Here is a 16,205-nt window from a genome sequence, read left to right as displayed (position 1 = left end):
GCCCCGCGCCGTGGGCCCAGCTGGGAGTCACGCCTCCCGGGTGAACACGGCGGTGTCGTCGTTGAGGATGCGGCCCTTCGTCTCCGGCATGAAGGCGATCGTCAGCCCCGTGACAACGAGCAGCACGAGGACGTAGACGAGGAACGCCCACGAACCCACCGTGGTGCTGAGCCAGGTCTGCAGGTAGAGGGCGGTTCCACCGAACAGCGAGATTGCGACGGCCGTCGCAATGGCTGCGCCCGCGGTACGGACCCGGGTGGGGAACAATTCCGCGTTCACCGCCGGCCCGACGGCACACGGCGCCGCGATGAAGATGCACGCGATCGTGACGGCGACGAACAGGTGCACGGGGTCGCCGTCGATGAGGGACGACAGCGGGAAGATCAGCACCGCGGTTCCGACGATGCCGATCAGCATGACGGGTCGGCGTCCGATGCGGTCCGAAAGGATGCCCCACAGCGGCACGACGCCGATGAAGACCACGTTGGCGAGGATCGACGCCAACAGCACCGCGCCGGGGTCGGCGCCGAGGATGGCGATCGAGTAGCTGGAGGCCGCGACGACCCAGTAGTAGTAAGCGACCGTGAGACCCACACTCATGCCGATCACCCGCAGCACGGAACGGCGCATGGTCCACATGTCGCGCCACAGGTGGGGCTTCTCAGCTCCGGCCGCGGCGTACTTGATCTCCTCGGTGAACTGCTCGGTCTCGAGCATGCGGCGACGGATCCAGATCGCAAACAGGCCACCGAGACCGGCCACGAGGAAGGGAATCCGCCAGCCCCACTCGAACATCGCGTCCTTGCCCAGCGTGGCCGACAGCACGACGCCCAGGCCCGAGCCCGCGACCACTCCGATGGTGCCCGACGCGTAGACGAGGGAAGCCCACCGTCCGCGACGGTTGGCCGGGGCCCGCTCCGAGAGGTAGGCGCCCGCCGTCGGCTGCTCGGCGCCATACGCCAGCCCCTGCACGAGGCGTGCGGTGACCAGGAAGACCGAGGCCCACACGCCGACCATGGCGTAGGTGGGTGAGACGCCGATCATGAGGGCGCCGATCGCGATGAGCGTGACGGTGATCGACAGGGCCTTCTTGCGCCCGAGCCGGTCGCCCATGCGACCGAACACGATCGCGCCCACCGGACGTGCGATGAATCCCACGGCGAAGACCACGAGCGCTGCCAGGAAAGCCGATGTCGGATCTTCGGGATCGAAGAAACTCGCCGCGAAGAATGGCGCGAAGGTCGCGTAGATCGACCAGTCGAACCATTCCAAGGCGTTGCCGACGCCCGTGCCGACGAGCGATCGTCGTGCTTCTGCGCGCTGACGCGCCGTCAGCCCAGGGGCCGTGGACTCTGCGCGCGACGTGTCGCCGCGCGGACCGATGGTGGTGGTCATCGTTGAATCACCTTCTGTTGTGTTAGTGGGATAGGACGGGGGAAAGGGGAGCATTGAGGGACGAAGCGGATGCTGCGACCGCGGCGCTCTCGTCGAACGCGAGGAGCCGCCGCCAGGCGAACTCGGCATAGACGGCCGCCCCGATCGGGAGCACCTCGTCGTCGAACACGGCGTACTGACTGTGGTTGGGCGCCGCGCTGCGGGGGTCGAGGCCGATCGGTGTGGCGCCGATCATCACGAACGTGCCGGGCACCAGCGCGAGCACACGCGAGAAGTCTTCGGAGCCTCCGAGCGGGTCGGTCATCGGCTCGAAGGTGTCCGGTCCGAGCAGCGTGTCGATGGTCTCGGCRGCGAACCGCGTCTCATCCTCATCGGTCACGGTGACCGGGTAGCCGTTCAACCACTCGACATCGGCGGCGGCTCCGTGCGCCGCCGCGATGCCTTCGACGACTTGGGTGATCGCCTCGGCGACCGCCGCGCGTGACGCAACTGACCACGACCGCACCGAAATGGTGAACTCGGCCTCCTCGGGGATCGCGTTCGGCGCAGCCAGGTCGCCCGCGCGAACCCCGCCGACGCCGATGACGACGCTGTCCCATACGCTGAAGCGACGCGTCACGTACGTCTGCAGCGCGAGGATCATCTCGGCCGCGATAGTGATGGGGTCCACGGCCTGGTGCGGCGCCGAGGAATGGCCGCCGCGACCGCGCACCAAGACCCGGAATCCGTCCGCGGCGGCCATCATGACGCCGCCACGCGCGGTGAAGCCGCCACGGCGCATGCCGGTCGACATGACGTGCAGACCCAGTGCCGCGCGCACGCGCGGGCCGGCGACATCCAGCACCCCCTCCCGGATCATGACGGCAGCACCGTCGTGCATCTCCTCGCCGGGCTGGAACATGAACACGACGTCGCCCGCGAGCTCGTCGCGGTGCGCGGCAAGGATGCGGGCGGCGCCCACGAGCATGGAGGTGTGCAGATCGTGTCCGCACGCATGCATCGCCCCGGGGATGGTCGATGCCCATTCGAGGCCGGTCGCCTCGCGTACGGAGAGCGCGTCCATGTCGGCGCGCAGCAGCACGGCCGGAGCCTCATCGCCCCGGCGGGGAGCTGTGCCGCGCAGAACGGCCGTCACCGAGGTGCAGTCCGTCCCCGTCGATATCTCGAGGCCGAGGTCGGCGAGTTCTGCGAGCACATGCGCCTGCGTACGCGGCAGGTCCAGGCCGATCTCGGGGAAGGCGTGGAGGGCGTGCCGCAGGCGGACGAGATCGTCGCGCTGCGCATGCGCCAGGGCGAGTGCATCCATGATTCTCCTTCGAACGATTGCGGGACTACTCTCGGAGATGACGAGCGCGTCGCCTTGCAGACCGCGGAAATGTGCAGGCCGGAGCACGGCCGCGCTGGTTTCTTTCACCGATGGAGGTGTGCGCGATGGATCCGAGCGCAGCCATCGTCGACGAGGTGGATCTGAAGCTGATCCATTTGCTTCAGGTCGCTCCCCGCGTGAGCTGGGCGACTGCCGGTGAGATCCTCGGCCTGTCACCTTCGGCCGTGTCGGCGCGGTGGTCCCGGCTCTCKGAGCACGGCATCGCGTGGCTGGTCGCCTACCCCGCGATGAGCCACCGCAACGGAGTCACCGCGCTCGTCGACGTGAGCTGCACCCCCAAGCATCGTGCGCGGCTGGCGGAATGGATGCGCGACGATCCCCGGGTGCTGACGATCCTCGCAAACCCCGGTCCGAGCGACTTCCTCACCACCGTGCGCTTCCCCAGCCTCACGGACCTCGGCGGCTTCGTGTTCGACGAGCTGAGTCAGCGACGCGGCGTCACCGACACGCGCACCCGCGTCATCACTGAACTCTATGCCGAGGGATCGGATTGGCGGCCGGGTGCCCTCGACGCTCGTGAGCGCGCGCTCACGGCCGCGGGCGGAAAGCCGCCGACCGAGCGATCAGTGCCCCTCCCTGAGGAGGTCAAGACCGCCATGATGCGCCTGCTCGTCATCAATCCGCGGATTTCCGCCGCCGAGGTCGCCCGGCTGCTCGAGCTCACACCCGCGACCGCGGGACGCTATCTCACCCAGCTGCTCACGAGCGGCGAGATCATCCTCCGGTGCGATACGTGCGCGGCCGTGTCGGGCTGGCCCATCGAATGCACCTGGCTGACCAGCGTGCGCCCCGCGGAGCTGCCGGCCGTGAGCACGCAGCTGCGCACGCTGCCGCAGCTGCGGCTGTGCGTCAGTGTGACCGGTGACGCCAATCTGATCTTCACCACGACGAGTCGATCGATGGAGGAGTTCCGGCGCCTGGAGACGTGGATGGGCTCGACCATGCCCTCGCTCGAGGTGCGCCAGAGCCTCATCAACCTCCGCACGATCAAGCGCATGGGGCACATGCTGGACGCGCGCGGGTATGGCACGGGGAGGGTCGTCTCGCCGCTGTGAGCGAGACCCCGAAGTGTCACGCGACGACGCGGAACTGATCCAGTCTGGGGTCGACGGCACCCCGGACGAACCCGGATGGTGCCGCGCCCATGGCGCGCAGGTACGCGACGACGTCGGCGGTGAGCATCTCGCCCGGGAGAACATTCGGGATGCCGGGAGGGTAGGCCGCGAGGGAATCCGCAGAGACCCGGCCGACAGCATTCTCGGCCGTGACGAGCTCGGTCGGCGCGAAGAAGCCTTCGTGCACGCTGAGCACGCGGGGGCCAGGATCCGGCAGTGCCAGCGTGGCCGGGGGGGACTGGTGCAGGACCGGGAGGTTCTCCAACGCGTTGAGCAGGCGGTCGGCGTCGGCGGGTGAGCTCGCGCCGATCATGATCACCAGCGCAGCGGGGGTGGCGAGCTCGGCGTAGATCCCGTGCTCGGCGATGAGAAGGTGCTGGGCTTCGTTGCCCGTGATTCCGGCCGCGCGGACATCGACGACCACCTTCAGGGGGTCGGTCGCAACGGTGTCGGGACTCAGTCGGAGGTCGACCTCTGCATCGCGGAAGCGGCTGCTGGCGGACAAGCCGGCCCGGATGCGGCTCGCGGATTCGAGCGCCTGCGCGATCGCATCCGGGCGGGTGACGAGGTGGTGCCGGGTGAGGTCGAGCGACGCGAGGAGGATCGCGCTGCAGCTGGTGGATTGATAGGAGCGCACGGTGCGGTCGACGATCGGTTCCAGGCGCTCAGCGTGCGGGCCGTCGCCCAGGTGCAGCATCGCCGACTGGGTGAGGGACCCGGCCCCCTTGTGCGTGCTGGAGACGACGAGGTCGGCACCTGCCCTGAGTGCGTTGTGCGGCAACCCCGGGTGCATCCCGAAGTGCGCGCCCCACGCCTCGTCCACGATCAGCGGGATGGAGTGGGCGTGCGCGACGCGAGCGATCGCGGCGACATCGGCAACCGTGCCGAAGTAGCTCGGGCTGACGATGACGACGGCGGCGGCTCCGGGGGTGTCGCTCAAGGCCTGTTCGATCTGAGCGGCCGTGAGTCCGAGCGCGGCCCCGAGCCCCCGGTGGACGGCGGGCTGGACGAAGTGGGGTTCGAGGCTCGCATGACAGATGCCGTCGATGACACTGGAGTGCACACTGCGCTGCACGATGACGGTCGGGCCGAGCGCACGAGCGACCATGGTCGCAATGTGGTTGCCTCCCGAAGCGCCGTTCGTGAGGAACCATGTGCGGCGTGCGCCCCATGCCTCGGCGGCCAGCGCCTGTGCCTGACTGAGCGGCGAGGCGTGACCMGGCGCTGAGGCCTGCCACGATTGCTGGTCGATGTTCACGACGCTCATCGGGAAGTCCATCGCGAGGATCTCACTGCCGAAGAGCTCCGCGATGCCGGGCGCGTTGGTGGCGGCGCCCTGGTGAGCGGGCACATGCAGCCGCTGCCAGTCTCGCGCTGCCAGCGACCGGAGGGCGTCCGCATACGGCGTCCTTTGCTGGGTGCTCAGGTCCTCTATGTTCGGCACGCACTCCAGAGTATTGACGTGGTGACTCTGAGGGAATATCAGGAACTATGGGGAAGCGTCATACAATGTATTCCATGCTTCAGCCGCAGCAGCTGCGTGTCCTGCTGGCGATCCGGGACGAGCGGTCCCTTACCCGGGCCGGAAACGCGCTGGGCTACGGGGTTCCGACGATCGCGCACCATCTGAAGGCACTCGAGCGCCAGGTCGCCGCCTCGCTCGTCGAACGCGATCGCCGTGGGGCCCGCCTGACGCCGCTCGGCGAGGCGCTGGCCACCGAGGCGGAGCAGATCCTGGCCCGGCTGGCGCAAGCCGAACGCCTGGTGGCGGCACAACGCGATGCCGGCCTCAGCACGCTCAGGGTGGGAACCTTCGCGTCGGTGGGCTCGCGGATGCTCCCGGCCACGATCCGGGAACTGCGGGCCACCGCGTCGGTACGGGTGGAGGTCGTCGAAGCCGAGCCGACCGACGTCGTGCGAATGCTGCGCGAGGGCGAGGTGCACGCGGGACTGATCTACGATTCCGCCGGTGACCCGGCCTTCACCTCCGCGGACCTCGATCTCACGGTCCTGCTCGAAGAGCGGTACGGCATTCTCGTCGCAGCTTCCAGCGAGCTGGCGCAGTCAAGAGTCCTGGACTTCTCACGGCTCGCCGACGTCGACTGGGTGTGCAGCCGGAACGAGAGCGAAGCGTCGGATCGTGTGCTGCGCCGGGTGTGTCGCTCCGTCGGCTTCGATCCCCGGGTGCTGATGCGCACCGACGATCTGAACATGATCCACGGGCTGGTCGGCGAGGCACTGGGTTGCACGCTGACCACCGAAGCCGCCGTGGATCGGCGCTTTCCCGTTGTCCTGCGCCCGGCGGTCCAGGATCTCGGATACCGAAGAACGTCGTTCGTCTGCCGCCGAGGGGCCGTGCCCGCGGTGGTGCGGCAACTGCGCGATCTCCTTGTCGCACGGACGTCGGGCCCGTCTGCCGGCTAGCCGAGGCTGCGGGTGATCACCGGGCGGGGGTCACAGTGCGGGCGTTCGCGGAGGTGCGGTGCGGCGCGGCTGCAGTGCTTCGAAGGCGGCAGCGAACCGGAGCAGAGCCACGTCGTCGTGAGCGCGCCCGGCGAACGTCAAGCCGACCGGCATCCCGATGTCGCTCATCGTGCCCATCGGAACGGTCACCGTCGGGATGCCGAGATGGCGGATCGCAAGGTTGCCGTTGGCGACCCACACGCCGTTGCGCCACCCGATGTCGGCGGACTCGGGGTTCACGTCCATGTCCGCCGGCGCGACATCCGCCACGGTCGGCATGACCACCGCATCCAGCTCGTTCCGCCGCATCCAGTCGTCGAGGTCGACGTGCCGCGTCGCGTCCAGGCCCCGCAGCCCATCCGGCAGGCGATCCATATCGTCGAGTCTCGCGTCCGGGTGCTCGCGAACCCAGTCGGGATACACGGCGATGTCGTCGTCGAAGCCGGTGTATCGGTCGGGAAGGGCGCCCGTCGGCGGGGGGAAGATCGTCGCGCCGTCGACGGCTGCCAGCGTGTTCAGCGCCGGGTCGCCGTTGAGCCGCAGGAACGTGTCCCACGCCCATGCGCACAGGTCCAGGATCTCCTGCTCCAGGTACGCGGGTGACACCAAGCCGCGGGCGGCGATCGTCGGCGCGCCGGGGCGGTCACCCTCGTAGTTGGAGACCACCGGGAAGTCCACTTCGACCACAGCGGCGCCCGCGGCCTCGAGCGCGACGCGAGCCTGCTCCCACTGATCGATGATGGACGGGCGCGTCGCGATGCGCTGACCTGTCGGGCCGCCGATCCCAGGGTTCGGTCCGGTGCCTGCCTCCGCGTCGCGGTTGATGTACATCCGGGGGACCCCGAAGCGCTTCCCGCCCAGTGCGGCGCTCGCCTCGGCCCGGTCATCGATGCCGAGCGCCGGATAGGACGCCGGGCGCTGCGCAGAGGTGGCCGGAATCTCGATCCAGGGCTGCGACCGCCAGAAGTCCCCGGCCGGCTGCTCGTCGTCGGTGACGATGATGTCGAGCACTTCGAGCAGATCGCGCATGGTGCGCGCGTGCGGCACCGGCACATCCTGCGTGGGGACCAGCGGCCACAGCCCACGACACGAAATGAGACCACGCGTCGGTGTGTAGGCGCAGAGTGCGTTGTTCGAGGCGGGACCGCGCCCGCTGGACCAGGTCTCGGATCCGAGACCGAACGCCGCGAAGCTGGCGGCGGTGGCGGTGCCCGAACCGTTCGACGAGCCCGATCCGAACGGGGCGGTGAGGTAGGCGGCGTTATACGGGCTCTCGGCCCGGCCGTACACACCGCGTTGCATCCCGCCGTTGGCCATCGGCGGCATGTTCGTCAAGCCGATGCAGATGGCGCCGGCGGCGCGCAGTCGCTCGATGATGAAGGCATCGTGCTGTGCCACCAACGCCGCGAAGGCGGGACTGCCTGCCGCAGCCGTGAGGCCCTTCACGAGAAAGCTGTCCTTCGCGGTGTAGGGGATGCCGTCGAGGGGGCCGAACTCTTCGCCACGCGCGCGCCGTTCGTCGGATGCCGCGGCTTCCGCGTCTGCGTCCGGGTTGAGGACGACCACCGCGTTGAGCGCGGTCGGTGTCCCGCTCGTGTCGTACGCGTCGATGCGCGCCCGGTATGCCCGCAGGAGTGCCACTGCCGTCGTGGCTCCGGACTCCAGCGCGGCGCGCAAGTCGCTGATGGATGCTTCGACGACGTCGATCATGTCGCTTCCTTACGAGTGTGGTCGCGCGCAGCGCGGGGGGATTGCGGAATCGATCCCGCATCTGCGAGTGTAGGAGAACCCGAGCGATCCTGCAACGAATCTCGGCATCTACGATGAGGGCGCCATGAGCCAGCAGCCAGTGACCCTCCTCGATGTGGCCCGCGCGGCCGAAGTCTCGCGCACCACCGCCTCCGCCGCGCTCAGTGGCTCGGGACGGATCTCGGTCTCGACCCGCGACCGGGTGCGCGCCGTCGCCGAGAGCCTGGGATACCGCGCCAACGTCGTCGCCAGACACCTCCGTCGGGGCAGGAGCGGGGTGCTCGGGGTCTACCTGCCGCATCGAGTCGGGCTCCTCGAGTACTACATGCGGTTCGTGTTCGGTGCCGCCCAGGCCGCCCGGGAGGCGGGCTGCTCCCTGACGATCCTCGCTGCCGGACGCGATGATGAGGTGCGCCTCGACGCGGTCGACGGCGTGCTCCTCGTGGACCCGCTGTCGGACGACCCGCATGTGGCTGACCTCGTACGCAGCGGCCTGCCCATCATCTCGAGTGAGCGGCTGCTGTCACAGGACGGCGGGTCGATCGTCGTCGTCGAGCCGGATCATCGCGAGGCGGTCGGCCTGCTCCTCGACCACCTCGAAAGCCGAGGCGCACACCGCCCCGCGTTCCTGGGGGCCGGCACCAACTCGTCGTGGGGATTGCGCACCGCCGAGGCTTACACCGGCTGGTGCGAAGCGCGGGGGGTCTCGACGATGGTGCGCCATACCGCCTTCACCGCCGACCCCGCGGAAGTGGCGCGGGCAGCGGTGGAGCTGCTGGACGCAGCCTCGCCGCCCGACGCGATCGTCAGCGTGCCCGATGGCGCCGCCCTGGCCGTGCTCGATGTCCTCCGCGAGCGCCGCGCATCCGTTCTGCTCTGTGCGGCGACCGACAGCACGCCATACCGCTACGTCACGCCGGGGATCACCGCCCTCGATCACCACCCCGATCAGCTCGGCCGCATGTGCGCTGAGCTGCTCGTGAACTGGGTCGACCTCGATGTGCCTCCCGCGGTCCCGTCGCGGGCGGCCGTGGAGCTGGTGGTCCGCGCCTCGACGTGACGCCGGGCGCGGCTGCGGCGACCGACTCGATCGTGCGGGGGACCACCTCGAAAGAGCTCACCCCTAGGCTCGAAAGGTGAGCTCCGCACCGGCACGTCCGTTATGGCAGGGCCGGGCACTCGCCGTGGTCGGCATCGTCCTGTTCGCCTTCTCGCTGCGGTCGGCTGTGGCATCCCTCTCTCCGGTGCTCGACCACATTCAGGCGGACTTCCCGGTGCCGCCCGCGATCGTGGGACTGATCGGCTCGGCGCCGCCGGTCTGCTACGCCATCTTCGGCCTGCTCACGCCGCGACTGGAGCGTCGGTTCGGCCTCGAGCGGCTGGCGGTGGCGGCGATGGTCGTCGCCGTGATCGGCATGTCCGCACGCGGACTGGCCGTCGATGCCTGGACCCTGCTCGGGTCGACGGCAGTGATCTTCGCGGCCGTCGGCGTCGGCAATGTGCTGCTCCCGCCGCTCGTGAAGAAGTACTTCCCCGATCGAATCGGCCTGATGACCACGATCTACTCGACGACGATGGCCGTCGCGTCGTTCGGGCCGCCGCTCGTCGCCGTCCCCATCGCCGACACGGCCGGCTGGCGGCTCTCGCTCGGCATGTGGGCGGTCTTCGCGGTGCTCGCGATCATCCCGTGGGTGATGCTGCTGGTGCGCGAACGCGCCGGCGCGAGTGCCGAGGACATCGAGACGGCCAACCCCCGCGTGTTCGGCAGGCTGTGGCGGCTTCCACTCGTCTGGGCGCTCACGATCTCGTTCTCGGTGTCGGGCACCATCGCATACACGTCGTTCGCGTGGCTGCCGACGCTGCTCATCGACACGGCCGGGGTCACGCCGGCTCAGGCAGGGCAGCTCCTTTCGCTCTTCGCCGCGATGGGTCTGCCGGCATCCCTCGCCGTTCCGCTCCTCGTCTCGCGCTACAACGCGGTGCGACTGCTGTTCGCGATCGCGGTCACGGCGGGCTTCGCGGGCATCGCGGGCCTGCTTTTCGCCCCAGCGGCTGCCCCCTGGCTCTGGGTGGTGCTCGTGGGAATTGCGCCCCTGCTGTTCCCGCTCACTCTGGTGCTGATCGGCCTTCGCTCGCGGACGCACGAGGGTGCCGTCGCTCTGAGCGGCTTCGTGCAGAGCATCGGCTACAGCATCGTCGCCCTGTTCCCGGTCGGGATCGGCATCATCCACGGCCTCACCGACTCATGGACCGTGCCGCTGTGGATCATCGCCGGCGTGATCGCGGTGGCGATCCCGGCCAGTTTCGTCGTGGCGCGACCGCACACCCTCGAGGACGAATGGGAGTCCCGGCACGGTCCCTGGTCGTGATTCAGTCCGCCGCAACTCCCAGGAAGATCACGATATATCGTGTTAGCGTCGGAGGATGCCGAACCCGACCGATCTCGAAGGCGCARTCAGCGCCGAGATCACGGCCGCGGAGCAGCCCGATCGGCCGGTCGTGCGGATGATGGCGCGAATGCGCGCCTGGGTCGCGGAGCACCCGCGCTTCAACCTGGCCTATCGCATCACGGTCGGCGTCGTGGGTGGGGCATTGACTCTGGCCGGATTGCTGCTGCTGGCGCTGCCCGGCCCCGGCTGGCTCACCGTGTTCCTGGGGCTGGGGATCCTCGGCACCGAGTTCCACTGGGCTCGGCGCATCTCCGGCTGGCTCAAACGGCAGCTTGCGAAGTTCTGGACGTGGTGGAACGCGCGTCGCGCGCGCAAGCAGGCGGCCGCGGCGTAACGCCAGGCGCGCAAGAAGAGCGCCGGAGCGACTGTCGCCTGATCGAAGAGGCTGCTACGCCTTCTCGTCCTCGTACTCGTCGGCGTATTGATCTGCCCACTTGTCGACGTAGGCATCCTCGTCGGGGTGGCCCAGTTCCTTTTCGAGCGCGGTGTAGTTCACGCTCGGGCTGTAGGACTTGAGTTCGCGCGCGATCTTGGTGTGCTTTGCCTTCTGACGGCCACGACCCATGCGAGACCCCCTCATTTTTAAGAGCCGCGGGCTTCTGTGCGCGGGCATCCCGCAGTATGTAGCCCGGGCAGTCACGATCCGGCTGGAAGCCGGTAAGAGTAGCATTCAGAATAACACGGAGCTTCCGGTGGCCGGCGGCTCCCATACCGGCGCGAAAAGGGGCGATGGCGCTTATGGCCGACGAGRCATCCGAAACCATCGACGCGGAAGCTGCCGCAGATGCCGCCGCTCATGGCGCCGTCATCGTCGGGGTCATCCCGGAGCAGCCCACCCGGGTGCTCAAGGAGGCGGCGCGCTACGCGCGGCTGTTCGGCGCCCCCCTGCTGATCGCCCACGTCGACGTGACGCGCTTCGTGACCTATGAAGATCCCGACGGGTACGTGCACTCGGCGCCCATCGACATGAACCTCACCGGGGGCGAGGCCGACCTGTCGGCCGTGACGACCACGGCGACCGCGGTCCTCGACGGGTCGGGGATCACCTGGAGCATCCGTCAGCTCGTCGGCGATCCCGCCCTGGCGATGAAGCACCTCGCCGACGACGTGGATGCGCGGCTCATCGTCGTGGGCACCCGCCGCCGCGGGATCGGTGAGTCGATCCGCGAGTTCTTCACCGGCTCGGTGGCGGCGCGACTCGCGCACCGGCAGCAGCGCCCCATCCTGGTCGTCCCGCTGGGTGAGCCCATCACGGACGACGAGGAGATCTGGCCGGCCTGATCCGCCGGCGAGACCCCCTCGCGTCGAAGTCGTCTGCGGGTCAGCGCAGGGCGCGCGTGACCGCCCGTGCGGCAGTGTCCAGTGCACCCTCGAGATCGTCGATGACGGATGCCGCGAGCCCGCCGCCGCGGGCGACGTGCGTGCGCAGATCACTGCGCACCCGCGCCCGGAACTCCGCCACCACGGACTCGGCGCGGTGCAGCTGGTCTCGGCTCAGCACACGGGGGTCGTCCGCAGCCGGGGCGCCTGAGGTGTAGGTGGCCTCGGTCCGGGTGGTTCCGGTGCGACCGGCCCGCTCGTCCTGTGCGGCGGCGGCGAGGTCGGCGCGCAGGCTCTTCATGGCGTCGCGCACGCTGCCGCGCACTTCGTCGGCGATGAGCCGCACCGAATCGGCGAGGCCGGCCTCGATGCCCTGGAGCTCACCCGCGCGCGCTTCGACCTCGGCGTGCCCGGCCGCGGTGATCGCGTAGACCGTCTTGCGTCCGTCCACCGACTTGCTGACGAGACCCTCTTCTTCGAGCTTCGCCAGGCGCGGGTAGATCGTGCCCGCGCTGGGCGTGTAGGTGCCCCCGGTGCGATCGGAGAGCGCCTGCATGATGTCGTAGCCGTGCCGTGGGCCCTCGTCGAGGAGATTGAGCAGGTACAGGCGCAGATCGCCGTGGGAGAAGACGGGGGTCATCACCACTCCTCCTCTTCGTCGTTCGCAGCGTCCGGCGCGGGCACCGGGGTGCGACGCAGCACAGTGAGGTTGCCCGAGACCGAGTTGGCCCGGACGTCGACGAAGCGCCCGCTCAGCTCGCCGATCGAGCCGGCGTAGTTGGTGGTGAATCCGCTCATGCCGGAGCGCACGACACCGTCGACCTGCAGTCGGCCGCTGACGCTGTGCACCACGTAGTTGGCGGGGAGACCCTCGTCGAGGCGGACCGTGCCGCTGCCGCTGATCGTGTTCAGGCTGACCGCGCTCACTTCTCCGGTGGAATCCACGAGGATCGAGCCCGATACGGTGTCGATCGTCGCCTTGCGCAGGGCGCCGGTCGCTGCGACGTCGCCGGACACGCTGTTGGCGCTCAGGGCGCCGGCCAGCTCGCGGATCTGCACGTCGCCCGAGACGGCGTTCACCGAGATGTCGCCGATCAGGCTGTCGGCGATGATGTCGCCCGACACGGTGTTGAGGCGGACGTCGCTGCGGATGCCCGAGACCAGCGCGCTGGCCGACACGACGCCGAGGGTGAGCGCGACATCGCGGGGGACGGCGACGCTGATCTCGGTCTTCGGCCCGCCCGACCCGAAGTTCTTGAACACCTCGAGGAAGTTGTCCCAGCGCAGCTGGGGGTGGTCGATCTCGACGACATCGCCGGTGACCTCGATGCGGAGGTCCTTGCCCGTGACGCTGTGCACTTCGATGCGCGCGCCGGGCTCGTCGTGTGCGACCACGTCGATCTGGCCGCCGACCAGGCTGACCTTGAGCTTGCGGACGGTCTCGATGTCGATGACGCGCGTCTCACCTGGTTGGATGATCCACTTTTCGAGGGTCATGGGAGTACTCCTGGGGTTGATGACTGAGTTCGCGATATATCGCGTATCCAGAGCATAACACGATATATCGCGAGTTAGTCAAGAGGGAAGACTTGACCTTGACGCAACGTCAACCTTTACCGTGGACAGAGAGGACAGGAGGAAGCGCATGGAGTGGTCGATCCAGCAGATCGCGAAGATCACCGGCACGACGAGCCGCACGCTGCGGCACTACGACGACATCGGGCTGCTGCCCCCGTCGAGTGTGGGTGGCAACGGCTACCGCCGCTACGACGGCACGGCTCTGGTGCGTCTGCAGCGGATCCTGCTGCTGCGCGACCTCGGCCTCGGCCTGCCGCAGATCGCCGAGGTGATCGACCGCGAGACCTCCGAGGAGCACGCCCTCGAGGGTCACCTCGCCTGGCTGCGACAGGAGCAGGACCGGCTGGCACGGCAGATCGTGTCGGTCGAATCGACGATCACCACATTGAAGGGAGGTGAACGACTGATGGCAGAGAACATGTTCGACGGCTTCGATCACACGCAGTACCAGGACGAAGTCGAACAGCGCTGGGGAAAGAAGGCCTACGCCGACAGCGACCGCTGGTGGCGGGGGATGGATGCCGCGCAGAAGGCGGCGTGGAAGTCCCGTGTCGAGCTGCTCGGCAAGGACTGGGTCTCGGCGGCCGAGCGGGGGATCGACCCGGCCGGCGATGAAGCGCAGGCGCTCGCGCAGCGGCACGTCGATTGGCTGACCGGCATCCCCGGCACGCCGGCGGGAACACCGGGTGGGGATCTCAAGGGATACCTGCTCGGCCTCGGCGAGATGTATGTCGCGGACCCGCGCTTCGCGCAGAACTACGGCGGCCAGGATGGCGCCGAGTTCGTGCGGGACGCGTTGCAGGCGTACGCCGCCGCGCACCTGTAGCGGTTCGAGCACACAAAAGCCGAGAGGGCAGAAGCGCGTTTGGGGTCGCGCTTCTGCCCTCTCGGGGGCTCAGGCTGGGGTCAGACGCGGTTTCGGCCGCCGATGACCCGGAAGAGGAAGACGATCAGCGCGATGACGGCAGCGATGATCGCAACCCACAGCAGCCAGCTCAGGGCCGAGTTCAGCCCGCCGATGATGGCGAGGACGACGGCCACGACGATGATGATGATCAGCGCGATATTCACGGGAGTTCTCCTTCTCAGTCGGCCGTTCGTGGCGAGGTGCCTAGGTCCGACGTGAGACTCAACGTTCGCATCGGCCCCCGCAGACGGGCAGGGGCTTGACGACCGCCGGTCAGTGGGCTAACCGCCACCGCCGCCCGAACCGACCCCGGAGTGCGCTCTGCACGGGATAGCGACCGCACGATCGAGTGTCAATCCCCTGCACTCGCGGCTCCCTTCCCGCCTACCCTCGCCGTGTAGCGAACAGCGCACGCAGGAGGATGCCATGCCGAAAGGGCGCGGATCGAACAGTCTGAAGGACCCCGAGCTGTACGAGGAGCTGCGCGACGACGGAGCGTCGAAGGAGAAGGCCGCCCGCATCTCGAACGCCGCGGCCCGCGACGGACGAGCTGCTGTCGGCCGCCGCGGCGGCGAATCCGGAGACTATGACGACTGGACGGTCGAGCGGCTCCGCACGCGGGCCAAGGAGATCGGCCTCCGCGGCTACTCGGGCAAGCGGAAGGCCGAGCTGATCGCCATGCTCCGCAGCCATTGAGCCCCACGGAGCACAGACGCGGACGGCTCGTCCGGGTCAGCCCCAACGATGACCCGGGTCTTCGCCGAGTGCGAGCGGGGTCGGGATTCCGCTATCTCGCACCCGACGGTTCGCCCGCATCACGTCGGGACCGGGAACGGATCCACGCGCTGGTGATCCCGCCCGCGTGGGTGGACGTGTGGATCGCGGCGGATCCGCTCGCGCACATCCAGGCGGTGGGAACGGATGCCGCCGGCCGCCGCCAATACCTCTACCACCCGCGGTGGCGGCAGCGCCGAGACCGCGGCAAGTACGCGCGGGCGCTCGCGCTCGCTGAGGCCCTGCCGGCGGCGCGCAGGCGGGTGACGGTCGCCCTCCGCGGCACCGGCCTCGAAAAGGACCGGGTGCTCGCGGTCGCCTTCCGGCTTCTCGACTCCGCGGCTCCTCGGGTCGGCTCGTCAAGATACCTGGAGCGCCACGGCAGTCGCGGTCTGACCACGCTGCAGCGCGGGGATGCCGCGGTCGAGGCATCCGTCGTCACGCTGTCCTTCCCGGCCAAGAGCGGGCAGCGCGCACGGCTCGAGATCGAGGATCCGGATCTCGCGGCGGCGATCGCCGACCTCGCTGTCGGGCACCCCCGTTTGCCGCTCCTGTCGTACCTCGACGGGCGCCGCCGCGTCCCGCTCACGCCCGCGGAGGTGAACGCGCACGTGCACGCGCTCACCGGAGGAGCCTTCACCGCGAAGGACTTCCGCACCCTGCGGGGCACGATCCTCGCCGCCGAGGCGCTGGCGCGGATCGGCCCGGCGGAAACCTCGACGGATCGCAGTCAGGCGGCGCGGCTCGCGGCCCGTGCGACGGCGGCCGCCCTCGGCAACACCGCGGTGGTGGCACGCGCCAGCTACATCGACCCACGCATCTTCACGAAATACGCCCGGGGAGAGCTTCTCGATCTCACCGTGGCTCCCGAGACGGCGATTCGGCGACTGCTGGGGGTGAAAGCGGGGCGCTGAGGCAACGCTGTGCCGCGCCCACGGCGATGATGCCGGGGAACATGCCTCGGCCGCCATATGGTGAGGGCATGCCGGTCCGGATCGATGCGCGCACGCTCGGTCTCGTCGTCGTGGGCGGGATGGTGGGGGTCGCCGCGCGCGCGGCGCTCGTCG

The 16,205-nt window shown here is 69.1% G+C and carries 17 protein-coding genes; 9 read left to right on the top strand and 8 right to left on the bottom strand.

The features are described 5' to 3' along the window. Positions 1-27: 27 nt before the first annotated feature. Positions 28-1,395, bottom strand: coding sequence for an MFS transporter (locus tag AC1DVT_RS10670; RefSeq protein ID WP_477388787.1), 1,368 nt, complete (start codon positions 1,393-1,395; stop codon positions 28-30). Positions 1,396-1,417: 22 nt separating this feature from the next. Further along, positions 1,418-2,701, bottom strand: a complete 1,284-nt coding sequence (locus AC1DVT_RS10665) for a M20 metallopeptidase family protein (RefSeq protein ID WP_477388785.1) — start codon at positions 2,699-2,701, stop codon at positions 1,418-1,420. 125 nt (positions 2,702-2,826) lie between these two features. On the opposite strand from AC1DVT_RS10665, the gene AC1DVT_RS10660 reads away from it, so the two are divergent. Beyond that, positions 2,827-3,837: an Lrp/AsnC family transcriptional regulator gene (locus AC1DVT_RS10660; protein ID WP_457099891.1), complete on the top strand. Its 1,011-nt coding sequence runs from the start codon at positions 2,827-2,829 to the stop codon at positions 3,835-3,837. 16 nt (positions 3,838-3,853) lie between these two features. On the opposite strand, the gene AC1DVT_RS10655 is transcribed toward AC1DVT_RS10660, so the two are convergent. Continuing rightward, positions 3,854-5,341, bottom strand: coding sequence for an aminotransferase class I/II-fold pyridoxal phosphate-dependent enzyme (locus AC1DVT_RS10655; protein WP_477388783.1), 1,488 nt, complete (start codon positions 5,339-5,341; stop codon positions 3,854-3,856). 74 nt (positions 5,342-5,415) lie between these two features. Between AC1DVT_RS10655 and AC1DVT_RS10650 the strand changes: the two genes are divergently transcribed. Next, a complete protein-coding gene (locus AC1DVT_RS10650) occupies positions 5,416-6,321 on the top strand; it encodes a LysR family transcriptional regulator (RefSeq protein WP_457099893.1) in 906 nt (301 codons plus the stop codon). Positions 6,322-6,351: 30 nt separating this feature from the next. Here AC1DVT_RS10650 and AC1DVT_RS10645 read toward each other — a convergent pair whose 3' ends face one another. After that, the gene (locus AC1DVT_RS10645) at positions 6,352-8,070 is read right to left on the bottom strand and encodes an amidase (RefSeq protein WP_477388781.1); all 1,719 of its coding nucleotides are present in this window, start codon (positions 8,068-8,070) and stop codon (positions 6,352-6,354) included. Between the two features lie 124 nt (positions 8,071-8,194). On the opposite strand from AC1DVT_RS10645, the gene AC1DVT_RS10640 reads away from it, so the two are divergent. The 3 genes from AC1DVT_RS10640 (at position 8,195) to AC1DVT_RS10630 (ending at position 10,893) form a co-directional block, all read left to right on the top strand. Then, entirely contained in the window at positions 8,195-9,169 is a 975-nt protein-coding gene (locus tag AC1DVT_RS10640) for a LacI family DNA-binding transcriptional regulator (protein WP_477388779.1), read from the top strand. A 76-nt stretch (positions 9,170-9,245) separates the two neighbouring features. Continuing rightward, positions 9,246-10,478 carry an MFS transporter gene (locus tag AC1DVT_RS10635; RefSeq protein WP_477388777.1) on the top strand — a complete coding sequence of 411 codons (1,233 nt, stop codon included), beginning with the start codon at positions 9,246-9,248 and terminating at the stop codon, positions 10,476-10,478. Positions 10,479-10,533: 55 nt separating this feature from the next. Then, entirely contained in the window at positions 10,534-10,893 is a 360-nt protein-coding gene (locus AC1DVT_RS10630; protein ID WP_477388775.1) for a TIGR02611 family protein, read from the top strand. Between the two features lie 54 nt (positions 10,894-10,947). On the opposite strand, the gene AC1DVT_RS10625 is transcribed toward AC1DVT_RS10630, so the two are convergent. Beyond that, entirely contained in the window at positions 10,948-11,124 is a 177-nt protein-coding gene (locus AC1DVT_RS10625) for a DUF3073 domain-containing protein (protein WP_457099898.1), read from the bottom strand. A 173-nt stretch (positions 11,125-11,297) separates the two neighbouring features. On the opposite strand from AC1DVT_RS10625, the gene AC1DVT_RS10620 reads away from it, so the two are divergent. After that, positions 11,298-11,840 (top strand): universal stress protein, encoded by a 543-nt coding sequence (locus AC1DVT_RS10620; protein WP_477388791.1) that lies wholly within the window; start codon positions 11,298-11,300, stop codon positions 11,838-11,840. A 40-nt stretch (positions 11,841-11,880) separates the two neighbouring features. Here the strand turns inward: AC1DVT_RS10620 and AC1DVT_RS10615 are convergent, their stop codons facing one another. Together AC1DVT_RS10615 and AC1DVT_RS10610 are read right to left on the bottom strand one after the other, a co-directional pair. Next, positions 11,881-12,519 carry a PadR family transcriptional regulator gene (locus AC1DVT_RS10615; RefSeq protein ID WP_457099899.1) on the bottom strand — a complete coding sequence of 213 codons (639 nt, stop codon included), beginning with the start codon at positions 12,517-12,519 and terminating at the stop codon, positions 11,881-11,883. Continuing rightward, positions 12,519-13,376, bottom strand: a complete 858-nt coding sequence (locus AC1DVT_RS10610; RefSeq protein WP_477388773.1) for a DUF4097 family beta strand repeat-containing protein — start codon at positions 13,374-13,376, stop codon at positions 12,519-12,521. The genes AC1DVT_RS10615 and AC1DVT_RS10610 overlap by 1 nt, the downstream gene beginning before the upstream one ends. A gap of 148 nt (positions 13,377-13,524) precedes the next feature. On the opposite strand from AC1DVT_RS10610, the gene AC1DVT_RS10605 reads away from it, so the two are divergent. Beyond that, on the top strand, positions 13,525-14,283 hold the full coding sequence (locus AC1DVT_RS10605; protein WP_477388771.1) for a MerR family transcriptional regulator: 759 nt from the start codon (positions 13,525-13,527) through the stop codon (positions 14,281-14,283). Positions 14,284-14,363: 80 nt separating this feature from the next. On the opposite strand, the gene AC1DVT_RS10600 is transcribed toward AC1DVT_RS10605, so the two are convergent. Then, positions 14,364-14,528: a hypothetical protein gene (locus AC1DVT_RS10600; RefSeq protein WP_457099902.1), complete on the bottom strand. Its 165-nt coding sequence runs from the start codon at positions 14,526-14,528 to the stop codon at positions 14,364-14,366. 262 nt (positions 14,529-14,790) lie between these two features. Between AC1DVT_RS10600 and AC1DVT_RS10595 the strand changes: the two genes are divergently transcribed. Continuing rightward, positions 14,791-15,060: a DUF7218 family protein gene (locus AC1DVT_RS10595; protein ID WP_477388769.1), complete on the top strand. Its 270-nt coding sequence runs from the start codon at positions 14,791-14,793 to the stop codon at positions 15,058-15,060. Between the two features lie 68 nt (positions 15,061-15,128). After that, positions 15,129-16,052, top strand: a complete 924-nt coding sequence (locus AC1DVT_RS10590; protein ID WP_477388789.1) for a DNA topoisomerase IB — start codon at positions 15,129-15,131, stop codon at positions 16,050-16,052. Positions 16,053-16,205: the final 153 nt, after the last annotated feature.

This window comes from Microbacterium sp. P2_F9 (assembly GCF_056403635.1).
This window is presented reverse-complemented; position numbering and strand designations above follow the sequence as displayed.